The organism is Paraburkholderia sp. RL18-085-BIA-A, assembly GCF_046027075.1.
In the GTDB taxonomy this organism is placed as follows: domain Bacteria; phylum Pseudomonadota; class Gammaproteobacteria; order Burkholderiales; family Burkholderiaceae; genus Paraburkholderia.
This window is the reverse complement of sequence record NZ_JARESU010000023.1, coordinates 1-24,239: the sequence shown is the minus strand read 5'-3', so window position 1 is coordinate 24,239 and position 24,239 is coordinate 1. Positions and strand designations below refer to the sequence as shown.

Below are 24,239 nucleotides of genomic sequence, written 5' to 3'. Positions count from 1 at the left end.
GAACGAAGCCTTAACGCATCGGCGTGATGGTGTTCGGCGGGTTCGCGCCGTTCGTGATTACGTGGCTGATCGACGCGAGCGGCAACCGGCTCGCACCGGGCTTTTATCTGATGTTCTGCGCGGGGAAGAGTCTGCTTGCGCTTGATGCGGTGCGGGCGAAGTTGAAGATCCGCTGAGGATGCAGGCGGGCTGCGCAACGCTGGTGAAACTGGCGCAACTCATCGGAGGATGCATTGCAGCTGTCCCGGCGTGAAGGCCGGGACGGGACAAACTGAAGCGCGGCTTGAGCCCTATCCGACATTGCGCCGAACAAAGCACTCGAAAACGGCCGCGCGACCATCGCATCAAGGCGCCGGATTCGGCTGCAATTCATGCAACGCGTCGATCTCCGCGAGCACTCCCGGCGACAGCTTCACTTCGGCAGTGGCGATGTTTTCCTTCAACTGATCGAGCGATGTCGCGCCGATCAGATTGCTGGTCACGAACGGCCTGCTATTGACGAACGCAAGCGCAAATTGCGCGGGCGACAAGCCATGGCGCTTCGCCAGCTCGACGTAACGCGTGGTCGCCTGCACCGCTTGCGGCTTGCTGTAGCGCTGGAAGCGCTCGAACAGCGTGATGCGGGCGCCGGCCGGACGCGCGCCGCCTTCGTACTTGCCCGACAGCCAACCGAACGCGAGCGGCGAATAGGCGAGCAAGCCGATGTTGTCGCGATGCGCGTACTCGGACAGGCCCACTTCATAGGTGCGGTTCAGCAGGCTGTACGGATTCTGGATGCTGACGATGCGCGGCAAGCCGAGCTTTTCGGCGGCGCGCAGGAATTGTGCGACACCCCAAGGCGTTTCGTTCGACACGCCGATGTGGCGCACCTTGCCCGCCTTCACGAACTCGGCGAGCACCGACAGCGTTTCTTCGATCGGCACCGTGTACGCGTCGTCGACCCACGGATACGCGGGACGGCCGAACGTCATCGTGCTGCGATCCGGCCAGTGCAGCTGATACAGATCGACGTAATCCGTTTGCAGGCGCTTGAGGCTGTCGTTGAGCGCCTCGGTCAGATTCTGGCGGTCGAACTGGTTGCCTGCGCCGCGAATATGGCGTGGGTTGTGCGGCTGACGCGCTGGTCCGGCGATCTTGGTGGCGAGCACGATTTTCTCTCGCGCGCTGCGATGCTGCGCGAGCCACGTGCCGATGTAGCGTTCCGTCGAACCTTGTGTTTCGGCGCGCGGCGGCACCGGGTACATTTCCGCGGTGTCGATCAGGTTGACGCCGTGATCGAGCGCGTAGTCGATCTGCGCGTGCGCTTCCTGTTCGGTGTTCTGCTCGCCCCACGTCATGGTGCCCAGACCAATCAGGCTAACCTGCACGTCGGAGTCGCCGAGTCTGCGGTATTCCATCTAGTTTGTCCTGTCGAATGTAATCGGAAAGCGCAGAAGTTACCACGCCGGCGCGATGCCTGCAGCAAGGCTAGAATGCCGATGCGGCGGGCCGTCCGCTTTCCCCCGCTCAATGAGCCTGGCACCCCCTCTTCTGCGATGAATCCCGAACACCTCGAACTGCTGGTCACGCGTGTGATGCCCTACGGAAAATATAAAGGCCGCGTGATTGCGGACCTGCCGGGCCACTATCTAAACTGGTTCGCGAGCCAGGGCTTTCCGCCGGGTGAGATCGGCCGCCTGCTCGCGTTGATGCACGAGATCGATCACAACGGTTTGAAGCCGCTGCTCGAGCCTTTGCGCAAGCGCTGACGTGCTCGCGATCAAAGCCGGCTGAAGCCCTGGCAAGCCGGACGAAAGTTGCGACGCAGGCATCGTGCAAGCCATGTAAGCCCGTACAAATTTATACAGTATTTTTCTTGCACCGCGCGGCCCCGTGGACTTTAATCGGCATAGGTCGTCGCGCGATCACGAATGATCGAAAACCGCACGCGCCTTTGCATATGACCTTGCCTGCCCTGCCTGTCCATGTCTGAATTCAGCCTGTCCGCGTTGCTGGACTTTCTCGGTCACGATCTCTCGCCTGTGCGCGCGGTGATCGTTTTTTTTCTGATCGGCTATGTGATCGTCGGACTGCCCTTGCATTTTCGCCAGGGCGCCGCGTCGCGCGATATCTGGGGCACGGCAGCCGGCGTGACGATGGCCGCGATCTATGCGGCGTTCATCATCGGCGTGTACCCGGCGCTGCATCATTCTGCTGCCGCGCTGCATTAACGCGGGATAAAGGCGTCGCTGCCGTCGCGACGCCAGACGACGCGCACGTCACGATTCGCCTTCCCCGCCCGACTCCGCACGTTGCGCCACCGCGCCAGTCGCGTGCTCGTTCAGGCCGCCGGCCGCCCCCAACTCCGGGCCCAGCGCATCGAGCAGCGGCGCGAGCAATGCCTGCCGCGGCTGCCAGCGTTGCAGCGAGGTCCTGTACAGCGGACGGCGCACCTGCGCCGAGCTGGCCGTGATCACCTGACGCGTCGTCTGATGAAACGCGAGACAGCGTTCATCCCATTCGAGTCCACAGTGCGCGAGCATCCGGCGCACATTGCCCTCCAGATCGCCGACCAGTTCCTCGTAGTCGACCTCGAGCATCACGCCCTCGGGCAGCACGCTTCGCCAGTGCGCCATCAGCGCATCGTAGGCGCGATAGTAGCGGCCGAGTTCACCGAGGTCGTAGCCGAACGGCACGTCGCGAAAAATCCGCGAAAAGATCGACAGGCAGGTCTGCAATGGCGAACGGCGGCTATGGATGAAGCGCGCGTTCGGCAACGCCAGATGGATCAGCCCGACGTTGATGAAGTTGAACGGATATTTGTCGGTGAAATGGGTGTAGCGCGGTGCTTCGTGCGGTGCTTCGTGTCGCGCATTGCGTTGCACGTTGTGTCGTGCTTCAGGTTCCATCGACGCTCGCGCATCGCCCTCGATTTCCGGCAGCGCGCGGTGCATCAGTTGCAGATAGTCGGCGCCGAGCGTGCGCCATTGCGCCGCGCCGGCTTCGTGCAACGCGTCGATACTGATCCTCAACGGATCGCCGGGATCGCGCTGGATGCACTTCATCAGCGCCTCGCCGAATTCCGTGCGCTCGCCCGCGCCGAACACCTGAGGGTGGCTCGCGAGAATCTGCTCGATCAACGTCGACCCGGAGCGCGGCATGCCAATGATAAAAATCGGCGCCGCCGACGCATCACCCAGGCCACGTGCAGTCACGAGCGCATCTGAAGTCAGCAGCTGCGGCAAATGCGCGAACAGGCGGAGCGATTCGGCTTCGTTATAACGCAGGCCGACACGTTGCAACGCGTTGCCTTTCAGAAGATGATCGAACGATGGATCATGGCGGCCCAGGCCGGACAGCGCTTCACCATACGCGAAGTGAAGTTCCGCCTGAGCGGCCTCGTCCAGCGACGCGGCGTCACCGACGAGCCGCTCCAGCGACGCGAACACGGGGTCGTCGGCCGCAAGGCGCGCGGTCTGCACAAAGTTGCGGTAATACAGCGGCACGCGCGGCGCACTGTCGATCGCGCGGCGATACGCTTCATGCGCTTCGTCGAAACGGCCGAGTGCCTGCAGGCAGTTGCCCATGTTGTTGTTCGAACCGTCGGCACCCGGCTTGCGGCGCACCGCTTCGCGATAGGCTGCCACCGCCGGTTCGAGTTGCTGCATCTGCTCGAGCGTCCAGCCGAGTCCGTGATGCGAATCGGCGTTGGACGGATCGCGCACAATCGCCTCGCGATAATGGCCGGCGGCTTCGGGAAAACGCTTCAATGCGGCAAGCGTCGCGGCGAGGCGTTCGTAGTTGACGGCGTCGTCGGGAGCGAGCGCGCGGCCGGCTTCGAAACATTGCAGCGCGGCGGCGATGTCGCCGCGTACGATGCTCGCATCGCCTTGTGCGCGCCATGCCGATGCGCTAGCCGGCTGGGAATCGTGCTTCATCGACGGCCGGAGGTGGGCAGGTCTCGCGTCGCGCGATCCTGGCAATGAGTGTGGCGTTCTTTTTCGTCCTGCGGCAGTGCAAGCATGAGTGCGGATTCAAAGGCAATTGTCCGAACAGAAATTAGCAAGCGCCCCCTACAATTCCTTTTCGAATAGTTAACCAACTGTTACAGCACAGCGCATCGGTAAGGCTCGGGAAGACTCGCGCAGTGGTCGGTGGCGATGGGGTTCGGCCGCCTCAACAAAATAAGCGACGCGTACAGGCACGCGACATGCGGTAATGCGCGGACACAAATGCTGCTGAACTCCATCGCACGCGATTTTTCTGATGCTTATATGTGAAGGAGAAGATCGTGAGCAGGCTCGTTGCATCAATTGCCCTGATAATCCTGGCGGCAGGTCTCACCGGATGCGCGGTCGCGCCGGGATACGACTATGCGTACGCGCAGCCCTACTACCCGGGCTATGGATACGCGTATGGGCCGCCGTATGTGCCGGCTTACGGGACGGTCGGCATCTGGGGCGGTTGGGGCGGTGGTCCATGCTGTTATTACTACCATGGAGGTGGCGGCCATTGGCACGGTCATGGCGGCTGGCATGGCGGTGGCTGGCACGGCGGCGGTTATGGCGGATCACACGGCGGCACGTGGAGCAGCGGCGGCGGCGGCGGCGGACATGGTGGACATGGGCATTGAGGCCGTCGACGGTTGATGGCTTGAGCGCGGTTGTACGACGTAGCACTGTAGGCCTCGCCGACCTGACTTCTTCAGCCCGAGCAGGCGCTTGCCCACCTTGCGGTAAAATCGATGTTTTGATTCAAGCCGCCTGGCCGTCCCATGTCTTCACCTCAAACTCCCAGCCCGCGCCGCGTTTCCGTCGCGCCGATGATGGACTGGACCGATCGCCACTGTCGCTCGCTGCATCGCGTGATCTCGCGCCGCACGTGGCTGTACACGGAAATGGTGACGACGGGCGCGTTGCTGCACGGCGATGTGCCGCGCCATCTCGGCTTCACGCCCGACGAAGCGCCGGTCGCGCTGCAACTCGGCGGCAGTGAACCCGACGACCTCGCCCGCTCGGCCAGACTCGGCGAGCAATGGGGTTACGACGAAATCAATCTGAACTGCGGCTGCCCGTCGGAGCGCGTGCAGCGCGGCGCATTCGGCGCATGCCTGATGAACGAGCCGCAACTCGTCGCCGACTGCGTGAAGGCCATGCGCGATGTGGTCTCGGTGCCGGTCACGGTCAAGCATCGCATTGGCGTCGACGCGGTCGAGGAATACGGCTTCGTGCGCGATTTCGTCGGCACGATCGCGGACGCGGGTTGCAACGTGTTCATCGTGCACGCGCGCAATGCGATCCTCAAAGGTTTGAGCCCGAAGGAGAATCGCGAGATTCCGCCGCTCAAATACGACTACGCGTACCAGTTGAAGCGCGACTTTCCGGAACTGGAGATCATCATCAACGGCGGCATCAAGACGCTCGATGAAGTCGACCTGCATCTTCAACACGTCGATGGCGTGATGCTCGGGCGCGAGGCTTACCACAACCCGTATGTGTTAGGGGAGGTCGATGCGCGGTTCTATGGGTCCACGCAAGCGCCGCTGACTCGCGAGCAGGTCGAAGCCAAGCTGATCGAATATTGCGCGGCTGAAATGGCGCGCGGCACGTATCTCGGTGCGATCACGCGTCACGCGCTCGGTCTTTACCGCGGCGAGGCCGGTGCCCGTGGATGGCGTCGTGTTTTGTCCGATAGCAAACGCCTCGCCGCGCGCGACCTGAGCATCTTCGACGAGGCAAGACAGCATCTGCGCGAGCCCGTCGAAATTTTTGAATAAAGGACTAGGCAAACGGGATTCTTGTTCGTATAATCTCGTTTCTTCATCGGCGAGCCAAGTTTCTAGGCAAGTCAAGCAGATGTCAGTGGTGGCTGTAGCTCAGTTGGTAGAGTCCAGGATTGTGATTCCTGTTGTCGTGGGTTCGAGCCCCATCAGCCACCCCAAAGAATTCTGAAGTATCAAGCAGTTAAGCATTAAGAGCCGTTCCGGAATATGAAATTCGGAACGGCTTTTTTGTTTTCGGAATCTGGACTGCGACGCGAAAGAGCCATGGGCAAAAAACTGACAGCTGCGCGCAACGAACTACGGCATGCGCAAGAAGATTTGGAACGCATGCGCACCACAAAGAATCTTGATCAGGCAGACGACGCTTGGAGAGATTTATTGGGTCGCTTAACTCGGGTTTGGAACAAGACCGAGGCGAGGAGCGCGACCGGCTGCTGTACTGGCTCGACGACCTCGCCTACGCGAACCTGATCGACACGGCATTGCTGTTCATGAGCCTCAAAGAGCCGCCCAAGGCACTCCCCGAAGGGATTGAAGCGTTCTTGATTGAAGGTTCCACAGTGCGCGCCACCGCGATGGAGGCTGCCTGACATGCGCCACGTCTGCACCACCGAAATGATCAAGCGCCTCACCCCGCCAACGATTGCATTCTGAGCGGCTTCGAGATCGCTAGTGACGACACTGAAAAGTGGAATGGACGCGTCCCAACTCCCGAAGTGCGGGCAACACCTGCCGGCCGCATCGGTGACGATGCAGCGCCCGGATGGATTAGCGTTGCCGACCGCCTACCAGTCGCCGAAAACGGAACGACGGTTAGTGTGATCGTGGCGTGCAAGCGGGCTCGCGACGGCCAAACGTATGTTTTCGCTGCTGAATATGCAAACGAGTTCGAGCTTGGTCCGGGGCACGACGAAGATACCCGGCTAGTGACCGACTGGTTCGAAAGCGGGTTGGATACATGGGGCGAATTCGACAATGCATATCAGAGGGTTTGCGGCGACGGCGATGAGATCACGCACTGGATGCCGCTGCCCGCCGCCCCTGCTTCATCTGCAAGGGATATGAGGTGAGATCGTGAGCGAATGGGTCGACAAGTGCCACTTTGGCGACGGCCGAGAAACGATCTGCACGATGATCGCCGACGGCCTTGAACGTATCCGGTCAAACGTGCGGCAGATCGTCAATGCATTTTTCGACATGATCGCCAGGGACATCCGTGTTAATCCCGTCGTGTCCATCGGTGTGAGCGACAGTCACAATTTTTGGCCCCAGATACCGTGTGCCGCCAAGCGTAAAAAGGGACCAAACAGCATCTCCCCGACGGATCGCGGCGAGAACTTCGGGGACCTCGACAATCGACGTGGGGGACAACCATTCACGCGTCAACGGGTCGACGGGAGCCCAACGCACGTGGGTAATCCTGTCGTTCGCCGGGTTGATGCGAATGGCGTCTATAGCAAAAGTAGTCATATCTACCTCCAGCGTCCTGACAACGGAATCTCAACATTATGCGCCGCTTCTTTTGCGGAGGATCAGGAGGTGGGATCGTGATGACGCTCAAGCAGTATTTCCTGATCAAGATCGCCGAGGAAGCCGCCGAAGTCGCACAGATCGCGCTGAAGGCAGCGCACTTCAGACTGAGCGAGATTCAGCCGGGGCGCCCGGAGACTAATGCCGAGCGCATGTACGGCGAAATCAATGATTTGCTGGCGATGGCCCACCGACTCGGCGAACTGTCGAACGGAGAATTCTGGTTCGACATCGGGGCGCCTGATCACGTAGCAATCGCTGCGAAGTGGCAAAGGTTGAGCACTACCTTGCCTACTCGCGTTCGCTCGGACTTGTCGAGGCCACCCCGTGACCACTCAAGCCGTCACTCCCTTTCGGTCAGAGCTGATCGATGTATACGCGGGCATATGCGTCGGCGGCGTCTCGGGCCTGAGGCTCGGTATCGAAGAGGCCTGGTACGAGGTGCCGGTCCAAAATCATCTCTTCGGTTCCGTCCGCCTCGGATCTTCCAAGTCTCAATTCGCCCTGCCATGGCGAACCACCTGGCCCCGTCGACGTGGCCGAGATCTCATACCAGTAGTCCAAGTACTTCGCGCGCGGAGTCATGGTGTTCTCCCGGTTTCTGGAACCGTCATAGAAAGAGAGGTGAAGGTGACCACCCCATCAATGCTGCCCGGCATTCAGCAGCACCCAAATCTGGCGCTCCGGCGGCCCGGCGAGAATCCGCGCAAACACGCCGCGGCATCGCAAGCAGGTGTAGTGTTCTTCTACTCGGTCATCTCCGACCGCGCCCCTACCGTTGAGCGCCAGGGCCTCGTCAGGCTCATTGCTCGCCGACCGCCCAAACAGGTGCGCGCACGCGGCGCAAGGTTGAATCCAGAGTTCCATTTTGAACAACTAGAGCTGTGGTCAGCCGTTGCCGGCACCCAAACCGCCTTTGAGAATCATGTCGACGCGCCGCTTGCCTTCGACATACCCCGCCTCTCGGGCTGCTTCTTCAGTGCGGAAAGTGGCGACAAGTTCCTGGAAGCGAATGCTCTGCCCAGCGAGGTGGGCGTCGGAACCGTGGCGACAGATGTAGGCCGAGTAATGCCACAAGGTGGTCGGGGCCGGGGGACCGTATGCAAGGATCGGTAGGACCCAGACTTCGTATCCATTGTGTTCGATCTTGTCCCACATGGCTGTCTCCATCGTGATTTTCGAGAAATCGCAGCACGCTGCCTAAGCGCCATGCTCGTCGCACCACTGGATGGCCCAACGCTGCGCCGCCTCGAAAGCGTCCGCGTCGGCGGGATAGTCCCCGAGGTCGCCCGAATACTTCACCTCGACGAAATCGCCACCCGCCGAGGCACGCCGGTAGATCTTCACGAGCGTAATAATGGCCACCTTCATCGAGAGGCGACGCGTCTATGTGGAACTCCTTGTAGGCAAACCGCATGGCCGTCTCCAGACGATTGCTCTACTCGTCGTCGCTCTGGACAAGCTTTGGCCGCGCCGTCGCGTCTCGACCTGCGTCCACGAGCTTGTTCCGGTAGTCACAGGCAGGACACAGGAAAAAGAATCCTTGGTCATCGACTTCCGGTTCGACCTGATCAAAGTCGAACGTCACATTGCAGTTTCGACAGGTCCACATAGCGGCCTCCGTCGGTCTCCTGAAGGAATCCTAGCATGAGCGCCGTTATCAGCCCTTGCGGCACGTATCGCTATCGCCTGACGCGTGCCGCTGAATCGTTGGCGCCGGTGAAGTCGACGGCCCTGTTCGTCATGCTCAACCCAAGCACCGCTGATGCGCAGCTCGACGACCCGACCATTCGCCGATGCCGCGGCTTCGCGAAGCTGTGGGACTGCAACGGCCTCGCGGTCGCAAACCTCTACGCGTTGCGCTCGACGAACCCGGCGGCGCTCTGGACGCACCCTGACCCGGTCGGTCCCGATAACGACGACTACCTGTGGAACTTCGCCCGCGCGTGCGGCGACGTTGTGTGCGCATGGGGATCGAACGCCAGGCCCAAACGGGCCGCTTGCGTCGCCTGCATCATGCGTGGCGCTGGCGCGCGCCTGTGGTGCTTGGGCACAACGAAAGACGGCTCGCCGCGCCATCCGCTGTATGTCCGCGCTGACCAACCGCTCATCGAATGGAGCCCGAGCGCATGACCGCCCCCGCTAACAAGCTCGACGGAGCGACTATGACCGCACTGACGAGAGAGCGCCGCGCGTCCCTTGAATGGGCAATCGAGGCCGCTGTGACAAAAGGCTATACGGCAGACGCCGACGTGATTCGCGACTTGCTCTCCGAACTGCTATCTGCAAGCAAGCCTGTCGTGCCCGAAAATTGGAAGCTGGTGCCGGACCACGAGAACCCCGATGCGATCGTGACGAGCCTGTATCGGCGATTCAAAGACTGGCGCAAGCGCTGCTTCGGTCCCGATGACGTGACTTGGTGCGAGATTAAGGCCGACGTGCTTGCCATGCTCGCCGCATCCTCTGCCGCGCCAGCGCAATCGGGGAAACCGGTGGCTCTGAGCAACGAGCATATTGAGGAAATCCAGACCAGCATCAGCATGCTCAAAACGAGGGCATGGCCGGGTGATCTCTATATCGCGGCGCACTTGAATCTTCTTCTTACCGCCCCGCAATCATCCCGGCCCGCGGAATCTGCCGTTGTGCTGGACGATGAGCGGGCGGAAGTCTCACCAATCCTCGCGCCTTATCCAGAGTGTTCGTTCGGATATGTGATCTGCCCGGTCAATGCCGGTCAGAGGGTAAGTGCCATCATCCCCGCGCCGCATCCCCGCAAGCCACGGCGACGCAGCCAGCACAGACGGAGCGGGCGCTGACGGATGACGCGCGCGACGCAGCGCCGTATCGGTGGGCAATCGAGATCGAAGACAACGCCAGCACGCTGCATTCGATCGTCTTGTGTCACGAAGGCGAGACAGAGAAGATTGGCGAGCGGGTCGATGAATATCGCGCCGCGTTGTCGAGACGTAGTCAGGTCGCGATGTCATAGCGAGCTTGCAAATCCGCCATGAATTGCCTGATTTCGTCGGAGCATGCGTTCTCGTCATGGTCATCACCCGATCGACGTAGACCGGTCGGGATCCAGTTTCCTCCATGCTGCCGCGTCGGATCAACGCCGATACCGGATACATGAAGATTTCTGCACGCCGGCACAGACTCGAGATGCTCATTGATGATTCTGAGCAGCTCATCTCGATCAATGATGTGACGTGACATATCCGTCTCCCCTTGTGTACACAAATCCGAGAATGAACCAGCAGCACAACGGATTATAGAAACCACGCGCAAACGCTGGGGTGTGAATTGAGCGATTACGTATCAGCGCACGAGCTGGCCGACCTTGTCGGCTGCAAACCGAACCAGCGCGCCGCGATGGCCCACTGGCTCTCCGACAACCAGTGGCGATTCGTCGTCGACAAGGATGGACTGCCTAAGGTCGCCCGTGAATATCGGGACCGCAAGCTCGGGCTCTCTACAGACACGAAGTCTACAAAATACGATGCCGGCCCGAACCTCCAAGCCTTCGCGTGAGCAGCACGTCGCCACAAATGAATCGACGGGCGTCGATCGACGCTACAAGCGGTATGGCGCCCGCAAAATCTCGTTCTGGTACAAGTATCCGGACGGCCGCAGCGAGACGCTGACGACCGCGCCGCACGGCGACCCGGGCAGCTACCGCAGAAGCCGAGCGCTCCGCAAAACGCAAGGCGCTCGACATCCAGGCCGGCCAAGTCATTGCCGGTTCTGTCGCCGACATGATCGACCGCTTCAGGACCGACGTCGCACCGATGTACTTTCGCGACCAGTCTAAAGAAGGCTTTGACCTTACGGCGATCGTAGTGCCGATGAGTCGTGCTCTTGCCCTGAGAGCCGCATAAACTCGTGGGGTGAAAATGCGGTTTTGTCCCGAAATCAGAAACTGGAACCCCTGATGGGCTTGGCTGGAACGAGTTTTGACGGCTGGATTGTCGAGGCTTCGAGCCCCATCAGCCACCCCAAAGAATTCAAGAAGTAACGATATTGCAAACGGCGCTGTGATTTCTCACAACGCCGTTTTTGTTTGTGTTCACCGCTTCGATCGTTCTTCGGCGCACATCATTCGCGCTCTTCGACTCTCCCTCCCAGATAACCCAAAGTCATCCAGGGCTTTAGCTCCCAAAAACGCTTGGCCATGAGGGCCGGACCACCGCTCGTTCCCACGCCGCCTACGTCTCACGGATTATTCCGAAATCAGGAATAGTAATTTCAGATTATCGACACAAATTTTTAATAGTAGGGGTATACACTGCCTCCCATCGACGTTGCAGACAACACCTCACCGGCCCCTGCGACGCCTTCCTGAACTGAAATCGAAACGTTATCGGAGTCACACCATGAAGACCAAGCTCATCGCCGCCCTGCTGGTTGCCGCTTCTGCCTCGATCGCCGCCCCCGCTTTTGCAAGCGGCTATGGCCCGGCACCGTTCTATCGTCCGTCGGTCGGCGCACCGGCTTCGCAGCAAGGTCAAAGCGCGCAAACCGTTGCCGCTGAACGTGCCAACGCTGAATCGAACGCATACGGCGGCGTGAACAACGTGTCGTCGCAATCGGGTACGCGTCAGCCGGCTTCGGGCCCGCAATCGGTTTACTTCGGCCACTAAGCACCTGCCGTCGAATCTGCTGCCCGCGAGGGCAGCGGATCAACCAGGCGCCGCGCATGCAGTACTGATGCCGGCGCCTGGTTGCGTTTACGGCGGCGCCACGCGGCGATCGTCGAAGCTCGCCTCTCGCCCGGCTGCGTCGACCGTTATCTGTTCTTCCGTTGGCGACTCGTAGCAGCGCAGCCCTGCATTTGCACGCAAGATCGGTTCGTTGTGCCGCCCGCAACACCGCAGCAAGTCATGGCGCGGCAGTCGATCCGCTTACCCACGTCCGCAGCGCTCCCAAACCAAACTCGCGGCTAAGCCGGAAGGCCCGCATCGATCAATTCACGCGCCGCGTGAAAGCCCGCTTCGGCAGCGCCATGCTCAGTCGACCACAAGCTGTCGATATGCACGAGCCGCCAGTCGACCACCACCGCGTCGCCCTGCAGCACCCGAAAATGCGCCTTGACTCCCGTGAGCACCTGCTCGACCGCGACCTCGATGTCGTAGTCCCGATAGCGCTCCTGGTAATCCCCCATGTCGAGGCCCTTCGGCTCCATGTTCGCCTCCCGGTGTCGCTGATGAGAGGACAGCGGCCAAGTTGACCCAGCGAGCGTCGATACCGCTCGCGGCATGCAGGGACGCGTCCCATCCTCGCCTTATCCGACGATCAATCGCAATCGCCGGAAAGGTATTGTCGGCCGCTACAGGTGATCTCGACCTCTCCGCCGCTCACTTCGGTGGCGAGACCGCTCGCCAGCAGTTCCGCCGAAACGGATTGCGCCAGTTTCGGCGCCTGCTGTCCGACGCCGACGTCGTTCAGACGCCGCAATCCTTCGACCGCTTCGGGACTCAATGACTTCGACATGGCCATCTCCGCCGGGATGTTCAATTCATCCTAGCAAGTTTCGGCGGCATATGCAGACGCGTGTCGACCCCTGCGGTGTGTGATTTGAGTTGACATGGCGCGTCTGAAGAAACGCGTATAGCCGGGGTCCCGGCACGGGGCGTGCTCTGCTGAGGGCTGAGGGCGCCGGTGGGCGCTGCGCCGCCCTGCCCTGAACTCCGCAACACCGCAGCAACGCAGCAACAAAGCGCGACAACCGACTCGGCGACGCGCGGACGTCGTCGCATCTTTCGCCTTCATCGCAGCCAGGCACAGCGAGGCAAAGCTCGACTCAGCGCTACACAAACGCGTGCGAATCTTCCGCAAGCCTTCAGGTCTATCACCACATGTGCAAAGGCAGCAAAACCAGCAGGCGGAGTCGCAAAGGAGGACGAAATGAACCGAAGCACACTGACCACGCTGGCCGCAAGCATCGCGCTCGCGCTGGCCGCGACGAGCGGCACGGCGGCATTCGCGCAAACGGCAAAAACAGCGCCGCAGGACAGCAGCGCGTCGATGGCGAAGCCGCCCGAGTCGGCCTCCGGCTCAGGCGGCTCGAGCAATCCGGACAACATGCCGATCAAACGCCCGCGCAAACCGACCAACGACAGGATGATGCACGAGCCGCCTGCCAGCGGCGCGAACGCGAAATAGCGCCGGCTTCACAGCCAGTCTCACAGGCGCGCGATCGACACCTCCGTCGACTTCACCAGCGCGACGACTTCCGAGCCGACCTTCAGTTCCAGTTCGTCGACCGAGCGCGTGGTGATCACCGAGGTCACGATGCCGAACGGCGTCTCCACATCGACTTCGGACACCACCGAGCCGCGGATGATTTCCTTGACCTGGCCTTTGAACTGATTGCGTACGTTGATTGCGGTAATGGTCATAGCGAGCGACTCCAGAGAAGCGGTTGAAAACAGTCAGTCAAGCAATGTCAGACGGCCCAGCGGACGTCTGTCGGCCGCGTCGGGCGGCTTTCGTCACGCACGTCGAACGCACGATGAGACAGCGCGTCGTCGTTCGGCGCGGTCTTCAGCACGCGTTGCAACACGTGTTCTTCCAGCGCGGCGAAGCCCGCCGACGCTCGCGCGCGCGGACGCGCAAGCGCCACCGGCTGATCGAGCGCGATACGCCCTTCCTCGATCAGCAGAATCCGGTCGCCGAGCGCCACTGCTTCATGCACGTCGTGCGTGACGAGCAGCGCAGTGAATCGATGCTCGCGCCACAACCGTTCGATCAATGCGTGCATTTCGATCCGCGTCAACGCGTCGAGCGCGCCGAGCGGCTCATCGAGCAGAAGCAATTGCGGACGATGCACGAGCGCCCGCGCCAACGCCACACGCTGACGCTGACCGCCGGAAAGCTGCGCGGGCCAATCGTTGGCGCGTTCGAGCAGACCGACTTCGGCGAGCACGGCGCGCGCCTCTTCGCGGGCACTGCGACCCAGGCCGAGCATCACGTTGTGCAGCACGCTCTTCCACGGCAGCAGGCGCGCGTCCTGAAACATGATGCGGGTGTCGAGCGGGCCGCCGTCCGCCGTACGCTTTTCGAGCACGCCCGAGCTGGACTTTTCGAGTCCGGCGACGAGCCGCAGCAAGGTCGACTTCCCGCAGCCGCTGCGCCCGACGATCGCGACGAAACTACCGCGCTCGATCGAAAGATCGAAATCGGACAACACGGTACGTTCGCCGTACTGCTTGCCGACGCCGCGCAATTGCACCGAGTAATCGGCCGCGTCGCCGCCCGCGCGTTGCGCATCGTCGCGCGCGAGCATGCCGTCCGGCCGGCGTGCGTCGTACCGTGTAGCGACCCGTTGTGCAGCGTGCGCCGCTTCGCCCTGCTCGAAGCCCGCGGCTGCGTCCGCGTCGTGATCGACGCTCCGCGCTTGCGCCGGTTCAGCCTCCAGATCACGCCCCGCGACCCCGCCGAACGACGCCGACAATGTCGTTGCGCTCATGTTTTCGCTCCTCGTTGATAAGCCGGATGCCAGCGCAGCGACACGCGCTCAAGGCTCTTCGCGAGCACGTCGGCGAGCTTGCCGAGCGCCGCGTACAGCAGAATGCCGACCACCACCACATCCGTCTGCAGGAATTCGCGCGCGTTCATCGTCATGTAGCCGATGCCCGATTGCGCGGAAATGGTTTCGGCGACGATCAGCGTGACCCACATCAGCCCGAACGCGAAGCGCACGCCGACGAGAATCGACGGCAACGCGCCGGGCAGGATCACATGCCGGTACAGCGCGAAACCCTTCACGCCATAACTGCGTGCCATTTCGATCAGGTTGGCGTCCACGGAACGAATGCCGTGGAACGTGTTCACGTAGATCGGGAAGAACACGCCCAACGCGACGAGAAACACCTTTGCCTGCTCCTCGATGCCGAACCACAGGATCACGAGCGGAATCATCGCCAGCGCCGGGATGTTGCGGACCATCTGCACGGTTGAGTCGAGCGCGATTTCGGCGGCCTTGAAGAGGCCCGTCGCGAGCCCGAGCACGAGTCCGATGCCGCCGCCGATCGCGAACCCCGACACCGCGCGCCACGTGCTGACCTTCACGTCCGCCCACATTTCGCCGGACTGGATCAGCGACCACGCCGCCTTCACGACCGCGAGCGGTTCGGGCAGCACGCGCGTCGACAGCACGCCGCTGCGCGCGGCGAATTCCCACGCCAGCAGAATCGCGAGCGGCGCGAGCCACGGCGCGAGATGCGCGCCGATCCGGCGCAGCGCGCGCGCGCCGGCGCTCGCGTTGACATCGCTGTGCGCACTAACAGTGGATGGAGTCATGATTGCTTTCCTTATTACTCGTCGAAAACCTGGAGCGCGCTACGCCCCACTCAGCTCGCGCTCGCCGCCTTCGGCAGATAGTTGTTGCCGACGATCTCGCCGAACGGCCCCGACAGCGGTCCATTCGAAACCTTGCTGCGCCGGTTCGGCAGCAGCGGAAACACCAGTTCGGCGAAGCGATACGACTCCTCGAGATGCGGATAGCCGGACAGGATGAAGGTGTCGATGCCGAGTTCCGCGTACTCGTTCATGCGCGCGGCCACCTGGTCGGGATTGCCGACCAGCGCCGTGCCCGCGCCGCCTCGCACGAGCCCCACGCCCGCCCACAGGTTCGGATAGACCTCGAGCTCGGCGCGCCCGCCGCGCTTGCCGCCGTGCAGCGCGGCCATGCGGCGCTGGCCTTCGGAGTCCATCTTCGAGAAAGAGGTCTGCGCGCGTGCGATGGTGTCGTCGTCCAGCTTGCTGATCAGCTTGTCGGCGGCGGCCCATGCTTCATCTTCGGTCTCGCGCACGATCACGTGCAGCCGAATGCCGAACTTGATCTGACGGCCATGCGCTGCTGCGCGCGCGCGAATATCGGCGATCTTCTTCGCCACCGCCTCGGGCGGCTCGCCCCACGTAAGGTACGTATCGATGTGCTCGCCCGCCATGTCATGCGCGGCCGCCGACGATCCGCCGAACCACAGCGGCGGATGCGGGTGCTGCACCGGCGGAAACAACGCCTTGCCGCCCTTCGACGTGAGATGTTTGCCGTTGAACTCGATCGCGTCTTTGGTGTGCGAAGCGGTGAGCAGCTTGCGCCAGATATGCAGGAATTCATCGGTGATTTCGTAGCGCGTGTCGTGATCGACGAACACGCCGTCACCTTCCAGTTCGGCCGCGTCGCCGCCGGTCACGACGTTGATCAGCAAGCGTCCATTCGATAGCCGGTCGAACGTCGCCGCCATCCGCGCGGCGAGCCCCGGCGACGAAATGCCCGGACGGATCGCCACCAGAAACTTCAGGTGTCGGGTCGCGCCAATCAGGCTCGACGCGACGACCCACGCGTCTTCGCACGAACGGCCGGTCGGCAGCAGCACGCCTTCGTAGCCGAGCGTATCGGCGGCGACGGCGATCTGCTGGAAGTAGTCGAAGTCGGCTGCGCGTGCGCCTTGCGACGTACCGAGATAGCGGCTGTCGCCGTGAGTCGGAATGAACCAGAACACATTCATTTTCGGCTCCTCTTGATTCGAAACTGAATTGACGAAAGACGCTGCATGGCAGCCCTGCGTATACGCCGGCCGCGCACATCCAGCCGGCGCTCGGCCGGACGATGCAACATCAAAGTGACTTGAGAAAAATGAGCGCCGTCGGCGCGGGCTACGGACGACAGCGCAAGCACCGGCGCGCGTGCGCCAGACGGCGGGTGAAGATTGGCATCAGGCAGGACATCGCGACGGCTTCCCTCGACCAGAACGCGCGCGTGACGCGCTCGATTAAATGGGCGACGGCGACAAACGCCGTCTGCATGGAGAAACAGTCTATGGATCGGGCCGCGGCTTTTGAACGATTTTTTTTAGCTTAGGTTTTCCACTTTCGTGATTAGCCCGACGCTAAAGCATACGGGTGTTGCGCGTTGTGCACGCGGGAAACGGGGTGCCCCTAGATATAATGGCGCACGTTTCCAATAACCCGGTACAGGCCACGCGAATCACGCCGCCTGTATTTTGGCGGTGCAATGCATGCAAAAACTCATCCTGCCTTTCGTCGCCGGTTTTCTGGCATCCCTGTTCTTTCACGAATCGACGCTGGCGCTGATGCACGCCGCCGGCATGATCGATCCAACCGGTTTTTCGACTGCGCCGTTTTTACCGCTCGGGCTGCCTGAGTTCATCGCGAATGCGATCTGGAGCGCGCTCTGGGCCGTGCTGATGGCATGGCTGCTGCGGGTCGCGCCGCACCGGCGCGCGCCATGGGTGGAAGCTTTCGTGTTCGGCGGCATCGTGCTGACCGCCGCGAGCGTGTTCGTGATCGATCCGCTGCGCGGCATCTGGCCGAGCGGCAACATACTGCCGCGCCTCGCGGTGGGTTTCGCGGCCAATGCGATGTGGGGTTGGGGCGCCCTGGTGTTCATGCGCGCGTTCATGGCGAGCGAAGAGGAAGACTGAGCGGGTTCACAACTTTGCCCGCTTTGCCGCGGCCTGGTTGCAAGCGCATGCCGGCCGCTCCGACGGCCTAAGCGCTTCCGCTTCAAGCGCGCTCTTAACCGCGCAGATCGCGCAACGGGTGTTCGTTCGCCGGCCACGGGCTTTCGAACATCTTCTCGACATCGGCCACGCTCACGTCCTCGATGCGCGCGAAACGCCAGCGCGGCGCGTTGTCCTTATCGATGATGCGTGCGCGAATGCCTTCGATCGTATCGCCGATGGCGAAGCTCGAACGCGTCAGATCGAGATCGCCGCGCAGCACGTCCGCCATCGACCCCTCGGCGCGCGTCACCACTTCCAGCGACACCGCCATCGACAGCGGCGAGCGTTCGCGCAACACCGCGATGGTCTGCTCGGCCCACTCCGCCGCATCGCCCGCATGTGCGCGCTCGCGTTCGAGCGAGGCGAGAATACGCGCCACGTCCGGCAGCGCGAAATGCCGATCGATCAGCACGCGCGAGTTCGCCAGCGACGAAGCCTCGGGCTGCGGCACGACATGATGCGCAAGCGCCTCGCGCATGATGCAGGCGACCACGTCCGCGCCGCGCTCGAAGTGTTCGCTGCGCAAGGTATCGACCAGCGCGGGCAACGCCGAGTCGTCGATATAGACGTCGGCCAAGCCTGCGTAGAGCGCATCGGCCGCGCCGATCGCCTCGCCCGTCACCGCCAGATAGCGGCCGATCGCGCCGGGCGTGCGCGCCAGAAACCAGCTCGCGCCGACATCGGGAAAGAGTCCGATGCGCGTTTCGGGCATCGCCATCTTCGTCGAGTTGGTGACGACGCGCAGGCCGCCGGTGCGATGCGCGCCCTGCGAAATGCCCATGCCGCCGCCCATCACGACGCCGTTCATCAACGCGATATACGGCTTCGGATAGGTGAAGATCGCGTGATTGAGGCTGTACTCCTCGGTGAAGAACACGTCGCGCGCTTCATGCTCGCCGCGTTGCGCCGACTCGTACAGAAAGCGGATGTCGCCGCCCGCGGAGAACGCGCGCGGATGCTGGCTACGCACCACGACGGCGAGCACGTCGGGATTTTCACGCCACTGATCGAGCGCCGCGTGCATCGCGCGAATCATGCCGGTCGATAGCGCGTTGAGCGCCTTCGGCCGCTCCAGTTCGATGAAGCCGATGCGGTTGGCTACGTAAGTCGCGACTTCGTCGCTGACGGCGGGCGAGGCGGAAATGGACATGGAGAACGAGACACGACGGCGTTGAGTGGAAATGGACTTGAACGTTATCACGTGGTCGTGGATTTGCGTTTTGCGCCGGCGCTGAGGGGGTTTTTGGGCAGCGCGTTTGGTGAGCTGGCGTGCGGTGATGGCGCCGGCGGGCCGTTGTCCGGCCTATCAGGCGACTCGACTTGCGAGGCCTGTGCAGCGTGGTCGACAGCAGGCTTTTTCTTGCGTGCCCCCTCGGCGCTCGTGATACCGCGTGGTTGCGCGGCGCGTCGGCTCGCTGGTTGTGGTGTGGCTTGCGGCACACCCAGCCACGCATCGAGTGCGACACCCACCACCGTGTCGAGCGGCGCAGTTGGAAACACCGGACACGTGAGATTCAGTGCGACGATTCCATGCAGCGTTGCCCAGAACGCCTCGGCCCACACGGCCACATCCGTCGACGCCGGCAAGCGCCCAACTGCGCGCAACTCTTCGAGCGCGGCGAGCATGATGTGCAAAGCGGCGGTGCCTGGGTCGTCGGCGGTGGCACCTGCTGCAAGGCTCGCTGCATCGCTTGTTGCCGGATCGGCCGATATCGCCGCCGTTGCGGAAGCCGTCGTGTTCACCGCGGGGGCCATCGCCGCAGTTGCCGCGTCCTTGTCCGTGAGCGCGCCGCCTTGCCCTGCGCCTGACGCACCCGCCGCCCCGTCCAACGCCGCGCCGGTGTAACTCGGATCTTCCATGAAGATCAGCCGATACGTTTGCGGATGCGCGACGCCGAACGCCACATACGCATGCCCGAGCGCCTTGAGCCGTTCAGCCGGATCGGCGATCGCCGCGAGCGGCACGAAGGTCGCCAGCAATTGCGCAAAGCCCTCCGCGCACAACGCCCGCGCGATCTCGTCGCGGCTCGCGAAATGCAGGTACAGCGTGGCCGGTGAATATTCGATGGCGTCGGCAATCTTGCGCATGGACAGCGCGGCGAAGCCTTCACGCACCACGATGCGCCGCGCGGCATCGAGGATGCGTTCGCGCAGTGCCTGTTTCTGGCGTTTCTTACGTTCGACGATTCCCATGCACAGCATTCTCGGCTTGACAAACTGAAAAGTCAAATTAAACTGAACACTGTTCACTGAACGGCGTTCATTAATTTTTCAATCGTCAAAACCACCAGGGCGCGACGTGGCGCTCTTTCAAGGAGTTGCCGTGGAAACGTCAGGAAAAGTGGGTTTATTCGGCGCCGCGGGCGCGGCGGGCCAGACCATCGCGGCGGCGCTCAGCGCGGCGGGCCGTGATTACCGGGTGGTCGGCCGCTCGCGCGCCCCGCTCGTGGCCGCCTTCGGCCACGATCCGCGCGCGGAAATCGTCACATGGAATCCCGACGATCCCGCGTCGATCCGCGCGGCGTCCGACGGTTTGCAGACCGTGATCTATCTGGTCGGCGTGCCCTACGACCAGTTCGCCAAGCATCCGCCGCTGATGGAGAAAACGCTCGCAGGCGTCGTGGCAGCGGGCGTCGAACGCTTCATTCTGATCGGCACGGTGTATCCGTACGGCCGCGCGCGCGGCAATCCGGTCAGCGAGAATCATCCGCGTGAGCCGCACACGTTCAAAGGTCGGATGCGGCTCGCGCAGGAAAATCTCGTCCTCGCCGCGCAAGGCCGCAACGGCCTGTCGACGCTGGTTCTGCGCCTGCCTGACTTCTATGGGCCGGCGATCGAACGCAGTCTGCTGAATGGTGTGTTCGAAGGCGCCGCTACTGCAAAGCGCGCGCAGGTGATCGGCCCGGTGGATGTGCCGCACGAATTCATCTACCTGCCGGATGCCGGGCCGGTGGTCGAGACGCTCACGCGCACGCCCGAAGCGTACGGCCGCTGGTGGCATCTCGCCGGCGCGGGCACGCTCACGCAACGCGAGGTGGTGACGCAGGCCTACGCGCTGGCCGGTCTCAAACCGAAGCTGATGGTGGCCGGCAAGACCATGCTGCGCGTACTCGGCCTGTTCAATCCGTTGATGCGCGAACTGGTGGAGATGAACTACCTGATGACCGAGCCGCTCGTGCTCGACGACTCCGCGCTGACGCAGTTGCTTGGTCCAATCGTCAAAACGCCGTATGAGGAAGGGATCCGGCGTTGTTTCGAAGCCGCGCGCAGCGCGGCATCGGCTCGTGGCGCCACAGGGCGAAGCGCCGCGAAAACGGCTTGAATGAGGGCTAGCGGTTCGCGGACGTTGGCGAACGATCTTCGCAAACCACGCTGTTCGATGGGACTTTATCGTCGCCGCACACGCGTACAAACGTGCGCCAGCCGACGAACAGGACTAGCCGGACCCGACCTGCCGCGCCACCTTCCCGGGCGGAAAGTGGCCGCTCTTCAGCAGCACGGGCGTACCGTTGCTGATCTGCAAGTGCTCACGCGCCACCGCCTCGATGCGCGTGCGCCCGGCGTCGAACGCGCGCAGCCAGCCTTCACGGTCCTCGGAGTAGGCGCCGAAGTGATCTTCGAGCGCTTCCACTGAAATCGCGCACGGCACCGGCTCGCCGTCCACCAGCGCGGGAAAGACAACGGTCAGATTGGAACCGCGGTAAGCAGGCGCGTCCGCGGGAAACCGTATTTCCATGGTCGCCTCATCAGAAGGTTCGTGCAGGAGAGCGGCGCCGGCGAGAGCCGTCAAGCCCGCCGCCGTCGACCCCGCTATGGTACTCGCGCGTCCGGACCGCGGTCCAGCGCATGGGCTGCTTTCGTCAGCACATCTGGCGGGGGATTTGTGCGGGCCGCGCATCGCCATCAATGCCCGCCCAGCAGACGATCGACATAATCGCGCGCCGCCTGCTCGACGAACAGCAGCGCCTCCTCTTCACCGCCGAAGCGCTGCTCGCCGCCGAGGTCGAGCAAGGTTTCGATCCGGTGCGGATCGTCCGGGCCGAGTTCGGCGAGGCTTACCGATCCGACGTAGGTGCCGCCCGCGGCCGCACCAGGCGTGTCGATTGCCGGCACGAGGCGCGCGGCGGCGCTGATGTAATAGCCGCGATAGGGGCCGCTGACCCGTTCAGCCATAGTCTTTCTCCTCATTGCGATTCATGGTCGCCCGCATGCACTCGCGGCGAACCACACGTCAGTAAGGCGCGCCGCGCGCGGATAAGTTCTGCCCCGACGCACCACGCACGACATGCAGCGGATTGCACTTGCTTGCGCCGCGCCGGTCGAACCCGGTGATCAGCACGGTCCGTGCTGCCGCAAGACGCCATTTCGAGACCCGCGAGCGCAATATGGGAAAATATTTTCTGCAGAACCGCCAACTTCCCGAGCCGGATGCGGCGAACGTATGGTTCGAGTACGCCGAAAGCCACGGCATCGACATTCCGAAAGCCATCAGCATCTGGGAAGACGCAGCCACCGAAAGCGGCGCGGAAAGCCGCCGCCAGGTCGGCGCGGCCGGCATCACGATCGAACCACCCTAGCCTTCGGTGCGCACCTCACGCGCGAGCGGCAAGCCTCCATATACCTACCTGAAAGGAATTACCACGATGCATCTCATGACGCGACCGCGCCGCCCTGGCCCCTTGCGCTCCAGTGCCGCGCTTGCCCTGGTCCGCAGAATGGGCCTGTCGGCCGCCCTGCCCGCTGCAGTGCTGCTGGGCGCGGGCCTCGCCGGCTGCGCATCGTCGAACACCACGTCGTTGATCAACCTGCCGAACGGCCAGACCGGCTTCGCGGTGAATTGCAGCGGCGCCGACGCGGCGTCCAGCTGGGCTTCCTGCTACGTGCAGGCCGGCAAAGCCTGCGGCGCGACCGGCTACGAGATCGTGTCGAAAGATAACGACGAAGGCGGCACGGCAGGCGGCAGCGTCACGAACGTCGTATCGGCCAACGTGAAAAACCGTTCAATGATCGTGCGCTGCAAGTGAGCGTGCGCCAGGCGCATCGCATGGCTGAACGCCGCGTCAATGCGCCTGCATCTTCGAAAAGATGTTCAACACGGCGACGCCGGCCACGATCAGTCCAAGCCCGATAATTGCGGGCACGTCCGGCACCTGGCGGTAGAGCACCAGCGCGACCAGCGTGATCAACACGATGCCCGCGCCGGACCACACGGCGTAGACGATGCCGACCGGAATGCTCCTGAGCGTGAGCGACAGGCAATAGAACGCGACGCCGTAGCCGAGCACGACAACCGCTGAGGGTAGCAGTCGCGAGAAGCCGTCCGACGCCCGCATCGCCGAGGTCGCAATCACTTCGGCGACGATGGAGATGGCGAGCAATGCATAGGAAGGCACCCGCATCGCGTCAGGCCTTTGCGAGCGCGAGCTTGCTGTAGTCGTGGCCGAGATGCGCGCATAGCGCCTCCACCACCAGCTCATGATCGGCGCGCTGCGGCAGGCCGGACACCGTGATCGAACCAATGACGCCCGCGCCTGCCACCGTCAACGGAAACGCGCCGCCGTGCGACGCGTATTCCGTGGCAGGCAGGCCGTGCTTGTCGGCGAGCGTGCTGCCCGCCTGCTGCATCTTCAGGCCGATCGCATACGAACTGCGGCGGAAATGCGCGACCGTGTTGCCCTTGCGACGCGCCCAATCGACGTTGTCGGGCGTCGCGCCGCCGAGCAGACTGAAGAACAGCGGCTGACCGAAGGTGCGAACGTCGATGGCCGCGGCGATACCACGCGCCTTTGCGATCTCGTGAAGATAGGCGCCGATTTGCCAGGCGCGGTCGGCGTCGAATTGAGGGAACACCAGCGCTTGTTCCTGAGCGGCAATGACCTGCAGGTCGTGAGCGATATCCATGGGGGGTTCAGAGCAAGGTGAGGGTTGGAGCGCTCGCTGTCCGTTGTTTGTGAATGCTTGACGGCGAGCGTGAAGAGAACCTGAATTCTAGCGCAGCGTTTGGTGGGGGCATTTGGCTTTGGGCTTGTGAGGCGGGCCAGCGCGGTTAATGCATGCCCCGGGCTGGAAGTTTGGACTTTGGATTGCCGCGAGCGATTTACCGCGTGCCCTAGGTGCGACGTAGAGCCGGTTCTTAAATAGCTATTGCATTGGCTTCGGCGTTGTTCTATAATCTTTTCTTCGACGGACGCGGGGTGGAGCAGTCTGGCAGCTCGTCGGGCTCATAACCCGAAGGTCGTAGGTTCAAATCCTACCCCCGCAACCAAGCAGATAAAGGCTTACAACGCATTGGCGTGTAAGTCTTTTTGGTTTTCGTACTCGTGTAACCGCCAAAGCGCTAAATATCCCGGACCGTAGCCGGCGTTGTCCGCGAGGCACAGCATACGGTGCCCCCAAGCAGGCGGGCGCGAGCGGCACAG

The 24,239-nt window shown here is 62.7% G+C and carries 35 protein-coding genes, 2 tRNA genes and 2 pseudogenes; 20 read left to right on the top strand and 19 right to left on the bottom strand.

Annotated features, from left to right (window positions below):
* Positions 1-20: 20 nt before the first annotated feature.
* Positions 21-176 (top strand): annotated as a pseudogene (locus tag P0D89_RS17765) (MFS transporter); the annotation flags it as partial.
* 168 nt (positions 177-344) lie between these two features.
* Here the strand turns inward: P0D89_RS17765 and P0D89_RS17760 are convergent.
* Positions 345-1,397: an NADP(H)-dependent aldo-keto reductase gene (locus tag P0D89_RS17760; protein WP_408359356.1), complete on the bottom strand. Its 1,053-nt coding sequence runs from the start codon at positions 1,395-1,397 to the stop codon at positions 345-347.
* Between the two features lie 138 nt (positions 1,398-1,535).
* Between P0D89_RS17760 and P0D89_RS17755 the strand changes: the two genes are divergently transcribed.
* Positions 1,536-1,748 carry a DUF3820 family protein gene (locus P0D89_RS17755; protein WP_408359354.1) on the top strand — a complete coding sequence of 71 codons (213 nt, stop codon included), beginning with the start codon at positions 1,536-1,538 and terminating at the stop codon, positions 1,746-1,748.
* Positions 1,749-1,964: 216 nt separating this feature from the next.
* Positions 1,965-2,210, top strand: coding sequence for a hypothetical protein (locus P0D89_RS17750; RefSeq protein WP_408359352.1), 246 nt, complete (start codon positions 1,965-1,967; stop codon positions 2,208-2,210).
* A gap of 48 nt (positions 2,211-2,258) precedes the next feature.
* Here P0D89_RS17750 and P0D89_RS17745 read toward each other — a convergent pair whose 3' ends face one another.
* A complete protein-coding gene (locus P0D89_RS17745) occupies positions 2,259-3,917 on the bottom strand; it encodes a tetratricopeptide repeat-containing sulfotransferase family protein (RefSeq protein ID WP_408376949.1) in 1,659 nt (552 codons plus the stop codon).
* Between the two features lie 353 nt (positions 3,918-4,270).
* Here P0D89_RS17745 and P0D89_RS17740 point away from each other — a divergent pair, with 353 nt between their 5' ends.
* From P0D89_RS17740 to P0D89_RS17720, 5 genes are all read left to right on the top strand, one after another.
* On the top strand, positions 4,271-4,612 hold the full coding sequence (locus tag P0D89_RS17740; protein ID WP_408359348.1) for a hypothetical protein: 342 nt from the start codon (positions 4,271-4,273) through the stop codon (positions 4,610-4,612).
* Between the two features lie 141 nt (positions 4,613-4,753).
* Positions 4,754-5,755 (top strand): tRNA dihydrouridine(20/20a) synthase DusA, encoded by a 1,002-nt coding sequence (gene dusA / locus P0D89_RS17735; RefSeq protein WP_408359346.1) that lies wholly within the window; start codon positions 4,754-4,756, stop codon positions 5,753-5,755.
* Between the two features lie 88 nt (positions 5,756-5,843).
* A tRNA-His gene (locus tag P0D89_RS17730) sits at positions 5,844-5,919 on the top strand.
* 207 nt (positions 5,920-6,126) lie between these two features.
* Positions 6,127-6,351, top strand: coding sequence for a hypothetical protein (locus tag P0D89_RS17725; RefSeq protein ID WP_408359344.1), 225 nt, complete (start codon positions 6,127-6,129; stop codon positions 6,349-6,351).
* Between the two features lie 126 nt (positions 6,352-6,477).
* Entirely contained in the window at positions 6,478-6,831 is a 354-nt protein-coding gene (locus tag P0D89_RS17720) for a DUF551 domain-containing protein (protein WP_408359342.1), read from the top strand.
* 91 nt (positions 6,832-6,922) lie between these two features.
* Here P0D89_RS17720 and P0D89_RS17715 read toward each other — a convergent pair whose 3' ends face one another.
* From P0D89_RS17715 to P0D89_RS17700, 4 genes and pseudogenes are all read right to left on the bottom strand, one after another.
* Positions 6,923-7,231: a hypothetical protein gene (locus P0D89_RS17715; RefSeq protein WP_408359340.1), complete on the bottom strand. Its 309-nt coding sequence runs from the start codon at positions 7,229-7,231 to the stop codon at positions 6,923-6,925.
* Between the two features lie 62 nt (positions 7,232-7,293).
* Positions 7,294-7,539: a hypothetical protein gene (locus P0D89_RS17710; protein ID WP_408359338.1), complete on the bottom strand. Its 246-nt coding sequence runs from the start codon at positions 7,537-7,539 to the stop codon at positions 7,294-7,296.
* 640 nt (positions 7,540-8,179) lie between these two features.
* Positions 8,180-8,449, bottom strand: a complete 270-nt coding sequence (locus P0D89_RS17705) for a hypothetical protein (RefSeq protein ID WP_408359336.1) — start codon at positions 8,447-8,449, stop codon at positions 8,180-8,182.
* 42 nt (positions 8,450-8,491) lie between these two features.
* A pseudogene (locus P0D89_RS17700) lies at positions 8,492-8,708 on the bottom strand (hypothetical protein).
* Between P0D89_RS17700 and P0D89_RS17695 the strand changes: the two are divergent.
* The 3 genes from P0D89_RS17695 to P0D89_RS17685 are packed head-to-tail and all read left to right on the top strand — an operon-like array spanning position 8,649 to position 10,107.
* A complete protein-coding gene (locus tag P0D89_RS17695) occupies positions 8,649-8,942 on the top strand; it encodes a hypothetical protein (RefSeq protein ID WP_408376960.1) in 294 nt (97 codons plus the stop codon). The pseudogene P0D89_RS17700 and the gene P0D89_RS17695 sit on opposite strands and share 60 nt — an antisense overlap.
* Complete coding sequence (locus P0D89_RS17690; protein ID WP_408359334.1) at positions 8,939-9,424, top strand: DUF1643 domain-containing protein; 486 nt, start codon at positions 8,939-8,941, stop codon at positions 9,422-9,424. The genes P0D89_RS17695 and P0D89_RS17690 overlap by 4 nt, the downstream gene beginning before the upstream one ends.
* Positions 9,425-9,456: 32 nt before the next feature.
* Positions 9,457-10,107: a hypothetical protein gene (locus tag P0D89_RS17685; RefSeq protein WP_408359332.1), complete on the top strand. Its 651-nt coding sequence runs from the start codon at positions 9,457-9,459 to the stop codon at positions 10,105-10,107.
* Positions 10,108-10,261: 154 nt separating this feature from the next.
* On the opposite strand, the gene P0D89_RS17680 is transcribed toward P0D89_RS17685, so the two are convergent.
* Positions 10,262-10,507: a hypothetical protein gene (locus P0D89_RS17680; protein ID WP_408359330.1), complete on the bottom strand. Its 246-nt coding sequence runs from the start codon at positions 10,505-10,507 to the stop codon at positions 10,262-10,264.
* 87 nt (positions 10,508-10,594) lie between these two features.
* Here P0D89_RS17680 and P0D89_RS17675 point away from each other — a divergent pair, with 87 nt between their 5' ends.
* Together P0D89_RS17675 and P0D89_RS17670 are read left to right on the top strand one after the other, a co-directional pair.
* Positions 10,595-10,822, top strand: coding sequence for a DUF4224 domain-containing protein (locus P0D89_RS17675; RefSeq protein WP_408359328.1), 228 nt, complete (start codon positions 10,595-10,597; stop codon positions 10,820-10,822).
* Positions 10,823-11,664: 842 nt separating this feature from the next.
* Complete coding sequence (locus P0D89_RS17670; protein ID WP_408359325.1) at positions 11,665-11,931, top strand: hypothetical protein; 267 nt, start codon at positions 11,665-11,667, stop codon at positions 11,929-11,931.
* Between the two features lie 299 nt (positions 11,932-12,230).
* On the opposite strand, the gene P0D89_RS17665 is transcribed toward P0D89_RS17670, so the two are convergent.
* Together P0D89_RS17665 and P0D89_RS17660 are read right to left on the bottom strand one after the other, a co-directional pair.
* Complete coding sequence (locus P0D89_RS17665; RefSeq protein WP_149675244.1) at positions 12,231-12,473, bottom strand: DUF6566 family protein; 243 nt, start codon at positions 12,471-12,473, stop codon at positions 12,231-12,233.
* 110 nt (positions 12,474-12,583) lie between these two features.
* Positions 12,584-12,781 (bottom strand): hypothetical protein, encoded by a 198-nt coding sequence (locus P0D89_RS17660; protein ID WP_408359322.1) that lies wholly within the window; start codon positions 12,779-12,781, stop codon positions 12,584-12,586.
* 414 nt (positions 12,782-13,195) lie between these two features.
* Here P0D89_RS17660 and P0D89_RS17655 point away from each other — a divergent pair, with 414 nt between their 5' ends.
* Positions 13,196-13,453 carry a hypothetical protein gene (locus P0D89_RS17655; protein ID WP_408359320.1) on the top strand — a complete coding sequence of 86 codons (258 nt, stop codon included), beginning with the start codon at positions 13,196-13,198 and terminating at the stop codon, positions 13,451-13,453.
* 20 nt (positions 13,454-13,473) lie between these two features.
* On the opposite strand, the gene P0D89_RS17650 is transcribed toward P0D89_RS17655, so the two are convergent.
* From P0D89_RS17650 to ssuD, 4 genes are read right to left on the bottom strand one after another with little or no spacing between them, the layout of a single operon-like run.
* Positions 13,474-13,689, bottom strand: coding sequence for a TOBE domain-containing protein (locus P0D89_RS17650; protein WP_408359318.1), 216 nt, complete (start codon positions 13,687-13,689; stop codon positions 13,474-13,476).
* A 47-nt stretch (positions 13,690-13,736) separates the two neighbouring features.
* On the bottom strand, positions 13,737-14,759 hold the full coding sequence (locus P0D89_RS17645) for an ATP-binding cassette domain-containing protein (protein ID WP_408359316.1): 1,023 nt from the start codon (positions 14,757-14,759) through the stop codon (positions 13,737-13,739).
* Positions 14,756-15,592, bottom strand: a complete 837-nt coding sequence (ssuC, locus tag P0D89_RS17640; RefSeq protein ID WP_408376947.1) for an aliphatic sulfonate ABC transporter permease SsuC — start codon at positions 15,590-15,592, stop codon at positions 14,756-14,758. The genes P0D89_RS17645 and ssuC overlap by 4 nt, the downstream gene beginning before the upstream one ends.
* Before the next feature lie 50 nt (positions 15,593-15,642).
* The gene (gene ssuD, locus P0D89_RS17635; RefSeq protein ID WP_408359312.1) at positions 15,643-16,803 is read right to left on the bottom strand and encodes an FMNH2-dependent alkanesulfonate monooxygenase; all 1,161 of its coding nucleotides are present in this window, start codon (positions 16,801-16,803) and stop codon (positions 15,643-15,645) included.
* Between the two features lie 128 nt (positions 16,804-16,931).
* Between ssuD and P0D89_RS17630 the strand changes: the two genes are divergently transcribed.
* Together P0D89_RS17630 and P0D89_RS17625 are read left to right on the top strand one after the other, a co-directional pair.
* A complete protein-coding gene (locus P0D89_RS17630; RefSeq protein ID WP_408359310.1) occupies positions 16,932-17,156 on the top strand; it encodes a hypothetical protein in 225 nt (74 codons plus the stop codon).
* 157 nt (positions 17,157-17,313) lie between these two features.
* Positions 17,314-17,739, top strand: a complete 426-nt coding sequence (locus P0D89_RS17625; RefSeq protein ID WP_408359308.1) for a hypothetical protein — start codon at positions 17,314-17,316, stop codon at positions 17,737-17,739.
* 94 nt (positions 17,740-17,833) lie between these two features.
* Here P0D89_RS17625 and P0D89_RS17620 read toward each other — a convergent pair whose 3' ends face one another.
* Positions 17,834-18,970, bottom strand: coding sequence for an enoyl-CoA hydratase/isomerase family protein (locus P0D89_RS17620; RefSeq protein ID WP_408359306.1), 1,137 nt, complete (start codon positions 18,968-18,970; stop codon positions 17,834-17,836).
* A gap of 47 nt (positions 18,971-19,017) precedes the next feature.
* A complete protein-coding gene (locus tag P0D89_RS17615; protein ID WP_408359304.1) occupies positions 19,018-20,013 on the bottom strand; it encodes a TetR/AcrR family transcriptional regulator in 996 nt (331 codons plus the stop codon).
* Positions 20,014-20,143: 130 nt separating this feature from the next.
* Here P0D89_RS17615 and P0D89_RS17610 point away from each other — a divergent pair, with 130 nt between their 5' ends.
* Positions 20,144-21,142: an NAD-dependent epimerase/dehydratase family protein gene (locus tag P0D89_RS17610; protein ID WP_408359302.1), complete on the top strand. Its 999-nt coding sequence runs from the start codon at positions 20,144-20,146 to the stop codon at positions 21,140-21,142.
* A gap of 114 nt (positions 21,143-21,256) precedes the next feature.
* Here P0D89_RS17610 and P0D89_RS17605 read toward each other — a convergent pair whose 3' ends face one another.
* On the bottom strand, positions 21,257-21,556 hold the full coding sequence (locus P0D89_RS17605; protein ID WP_408359300.1) for a DUF1488 family protein: 300 nt from the start codon (positions 21,554-21,556) through the stop codon (positions 21,257-21,259).
* A gap of 167 nt (positions 21,557-21,723) precedes the next feature.
* Entirely contained in the window at positions 21,724-21,993 is a 270-nt protein-coding gene (locus P0D89_RS17600; protein WP_408359298.1) for a hypothetical protein, read from the bottom strand.
* Between the two features lie 212 nt (positions 21,994-22,205).
* On the opposite strand from P0D89_RS17600, the gene P0D89_RS17595 reads away from it, so the two are divergent.
* Both P0D89_RS17595 and P0D89_RS17590 read left to right on the top strand, forming a co-directional pair.
* Positions 22,206-22,397: a hypothetical protein gene (locus P0D89_RS17595; protein WP_408359493.1), complete on the top strand. Its 192-nt coding sequence runs from the start codon at positions 22,206-22,208 to the stop codon at positions 22,395-22,397.
* A 66-nt stretch (positions 22,398-22,463) separates the two neighbouring features.
* Positions 22,464-22,844, top strand: a complete 381-nt coding sequence (locus tag P0D89_RS17590; RefSeq protein ID WP_408359297.1) for a hypothetical protein — start codon at positions 22,464-22,466, stop codon at positions 22,842-22,844.
* A gap of 36 nt (positions 22,845-22,880) precedes the next feature.
* Here the strand turns inward: P0D89_RS17590 and P0D89_RS17585 are convergent, their stop codons facing one another.
* Both P0D89_RS17585 and P0D89_RS17580 read right to left on the bottom strand, forming a co-directional pair.
* Entirely contained in the window at positions 22,881-23,213 is a 333-nt protein-coding gene (locus tag P0D89_RS17585) for a DMT family transporter (protein WP_408359491.1), read from the bottom strand.
* A 10-nt stretch (positions 23,214-23,223) separates the two neighbouring features.
* The gene (locus P0D89_RS17580) at positions 23,224-23,721 is read right to left on the bottom strand and encodes a heme-degrading domain-containing protein (protein ID WP_408359295.1); all 498 of its coding nucleotides are present in this window, start codon (positions 23,719-23,721) and stop codon (positions 23,224-23,226) included.
* 287 nt (positions 23,722-24,008) lie between these two features.
* Here P0D89_RS17580 and P0D89_RS17575 point away from each other — a divergent pair.
* Positions 24,009-24,085: transfer RNA gene (locus tag P0D89_RS17575), tRNA-Met, on the top strand.
* The last annotated feature ends 154 nt before the right edge of the window (positions 24,086-24,239 follow it).

Excerpts from the sequence above, each read along its gene's own strand:
- P0D89_RS17760 (WP_408359356.1), bottom strand. The coding sequence starts at position 1,397 with ATGGAATACCGCAGACTCGGCGACTCCGACGTGCAGGTTAGCCTGATT.
- P0D89_RS17755 (WP_408359354.1), top strand. The coding sequence starts at position 1,536 with ATGAATCCCGAACACCTCGAACTGCTGGTCACGCGTGTGATGCCCTAC.
- P0D89_RS17750 (WP_408359352.1), top strand. The coding sequence starts at position 1,965 with ATGTCTGAATTCAGCCTGTCCGCGTTGCTGGACTTTCTCGGTCACGAT.
- P0D89_RS17745 (WP_408376949.1), bottom strand. The coding sequence starts at position 3,917 with ATGAAGCACGATTCCCAGCCGGCTAGCGCATCGGCATGGCGCGCACAA.
- dusA (WP_408359346.1), top strand. The coding sequence starts at position 4,754 with ATGTCTTCACCTCAAACTCCCAGCCCGCGCCGCGTTTCCGTCGCGCCG.
- P0D89_RS17715 (WP_408359340.1), bottom strand. The coding sequence starts at position 7,231 with ATGACTACTTTTGCTATAGACGCCATTCGCATCAACCCGGCGAACGAC.
- P0D89_RS17705 (WP_408359336.1), bottom strand. The coding sequence starts at position 8,449 with ATGTGGGACAAGATCGAACACAATGGATACGAAGTCTGGGTCCTACCG.
- P0D89_RS17695 (WP_408376960.1), top strand. The coding sequence starts at position 8,649 with ATGGCCACCTTCATCGAGAGGCGACGCGTCTATGTGGAACTCCTTGTA.
- P0D89_RS17690 (WP_408359334.1), top strand. The coding sequence starts at position 8,939 with ATGAGCGCCGTTATCAGCCCTTGCGGCACGTATCGCTATCGCCTGACG.
- P0D89_RS17685 (WP_408359332.1), top strand. The coding sequence starts at position 9,457 with ATGACCGCACTGACGAGAGAGCGCCGCGCGTCCCTTGAATGGGCAATC.
- P0D89_RS17680 (WP_408359330.1), bottom strand. The coding sequence starts at position 10,507 with ATGTCACGTCACATCATTGATCGAGATGAGCTGCTCAGAATCATCAAT.
- P0D89_RS17670 (WP_408359325.1), top strand. The coding sequence starts at position 11,665 with ATGAAGACCAAGCTCATCGCCGCCCTGCTGGTTGCCGCTTCTGCCTCG.
- P0D89_RS17665 (WP_149675244.1), bottom strand. The coding sequence starts at position 12,473 with ATGGAGCCGAAGGGCCTCGACATGGGGGATTACCAGGAGCGCTATCGG.
- P0D89_RS17660 (WP_408359322.1), bottom strand. The coding sequence starts at position 12,781 with ATGTCGAAGTCATTGAGTCCCGAAGCGGTCGAAGGATTGCGGCGTCTG.
- P0D89_RS17655 (WP_408359320.1), top strand. The coding sequence starts at position 13,196 with ATGAACCGAAGCACACTGACCACGCTGGCCGCAAGCATCGCGCTCGCG.
- P0D89_RS17650 (WP_408359318.1), bottom strand. The coding sequence starts at position 13,689 with ATGACCATTACCGCAATCAACGTACGCAATCAGTTCAAAGGCCAGGTC.
- P0D89_RS17645 (WP_408359316.1), bottom strand. The coding sequence starts at position 14,759 with ATGAGCGCAACGACATTGTCGGCGTCGTTCGGCGGGGTCGCGGGGCGT.
- ssuC (WP_408376947.1), bottom strand. The coding sequence starts at position 15,592 with ATGACTCCATCCACTGTTAGTGCGCACAGCGATGTCAACGCGAGCGCC.
- ssuD (WP_408359312.1), bottom strand. The coding sequence starts at position 16,803 with ATGAATGTGTTCTGGTTCATTCCGACTCACGGCGACAGCCGCTATCTC.
- P0D89_RS17630 (WP_408359310.1), top strand. The coding sequence starts at position 16,932 with ATGAGCGCCGTCGGCGCGGGCTACGGACGACAGCGCAAGCACCGGCGC.
- P0D89_RS17625 (WP_408359308.1), top strand. The coding sequence starts at position 17,314 with ATGCAAAAACTCATCCTGCCTTTCGTCGCCGGTTTTCTGGCATCCCTG.
- P0D89_RS17620 (WP_408359306.1), bottom strand. The coding sequence starts at position 18,970 with ATGTCCATTTCCGCCTCGCCCGCCGTCAGCGACGAAGTCGCGACTTAC.
- P0D89_RS17615 (WP_408359304.1), bottom strand. The coding sequence starts at position 20,013 with ATGGGAATCGTCGAACGTAAGAAACGCCAGAAACAGGCACTGCGCGAA.
- P0D89_RS17605 (WP_408359300.1), bottom strand. The coding sequence starts at position 21,556 with ATGGAAATACGGTTTCCCGCGGACGCGCCTGCTTACCGCGGTTCCAAT.
- P0D89_RS17600 (WP_408359298.1), bottom strand. The coding sequence starts at position 21,993 with ATGGCTGAACGGGTCAGCGGCCCCTATCGCGGCTATTACATCAGCGCC.
- P0D89_RS17595 (WP_408359493.1), top strand. The coding sequence starts at position 22,206 with ATGGGAAAATATTTTCTGCAGAACCGCCAACTTCCCGAGCCGGATGCG.
- P0D89_RS17590 (WP_408359297.1), top strand. The coding sequence starts at position 22,464 with ATGCATCTCATGACGCGACCGCGCCGCCCTGGCCCCTTGCGCTCCAGT.
- P0D89_RS17580 (WP_408359295.1), bottom strand. The coding sequence starts at position 23,721 with ATGGATATCGCTCACGACCTGCAGGTCATTGCCGCTCAGGAACAAGCG.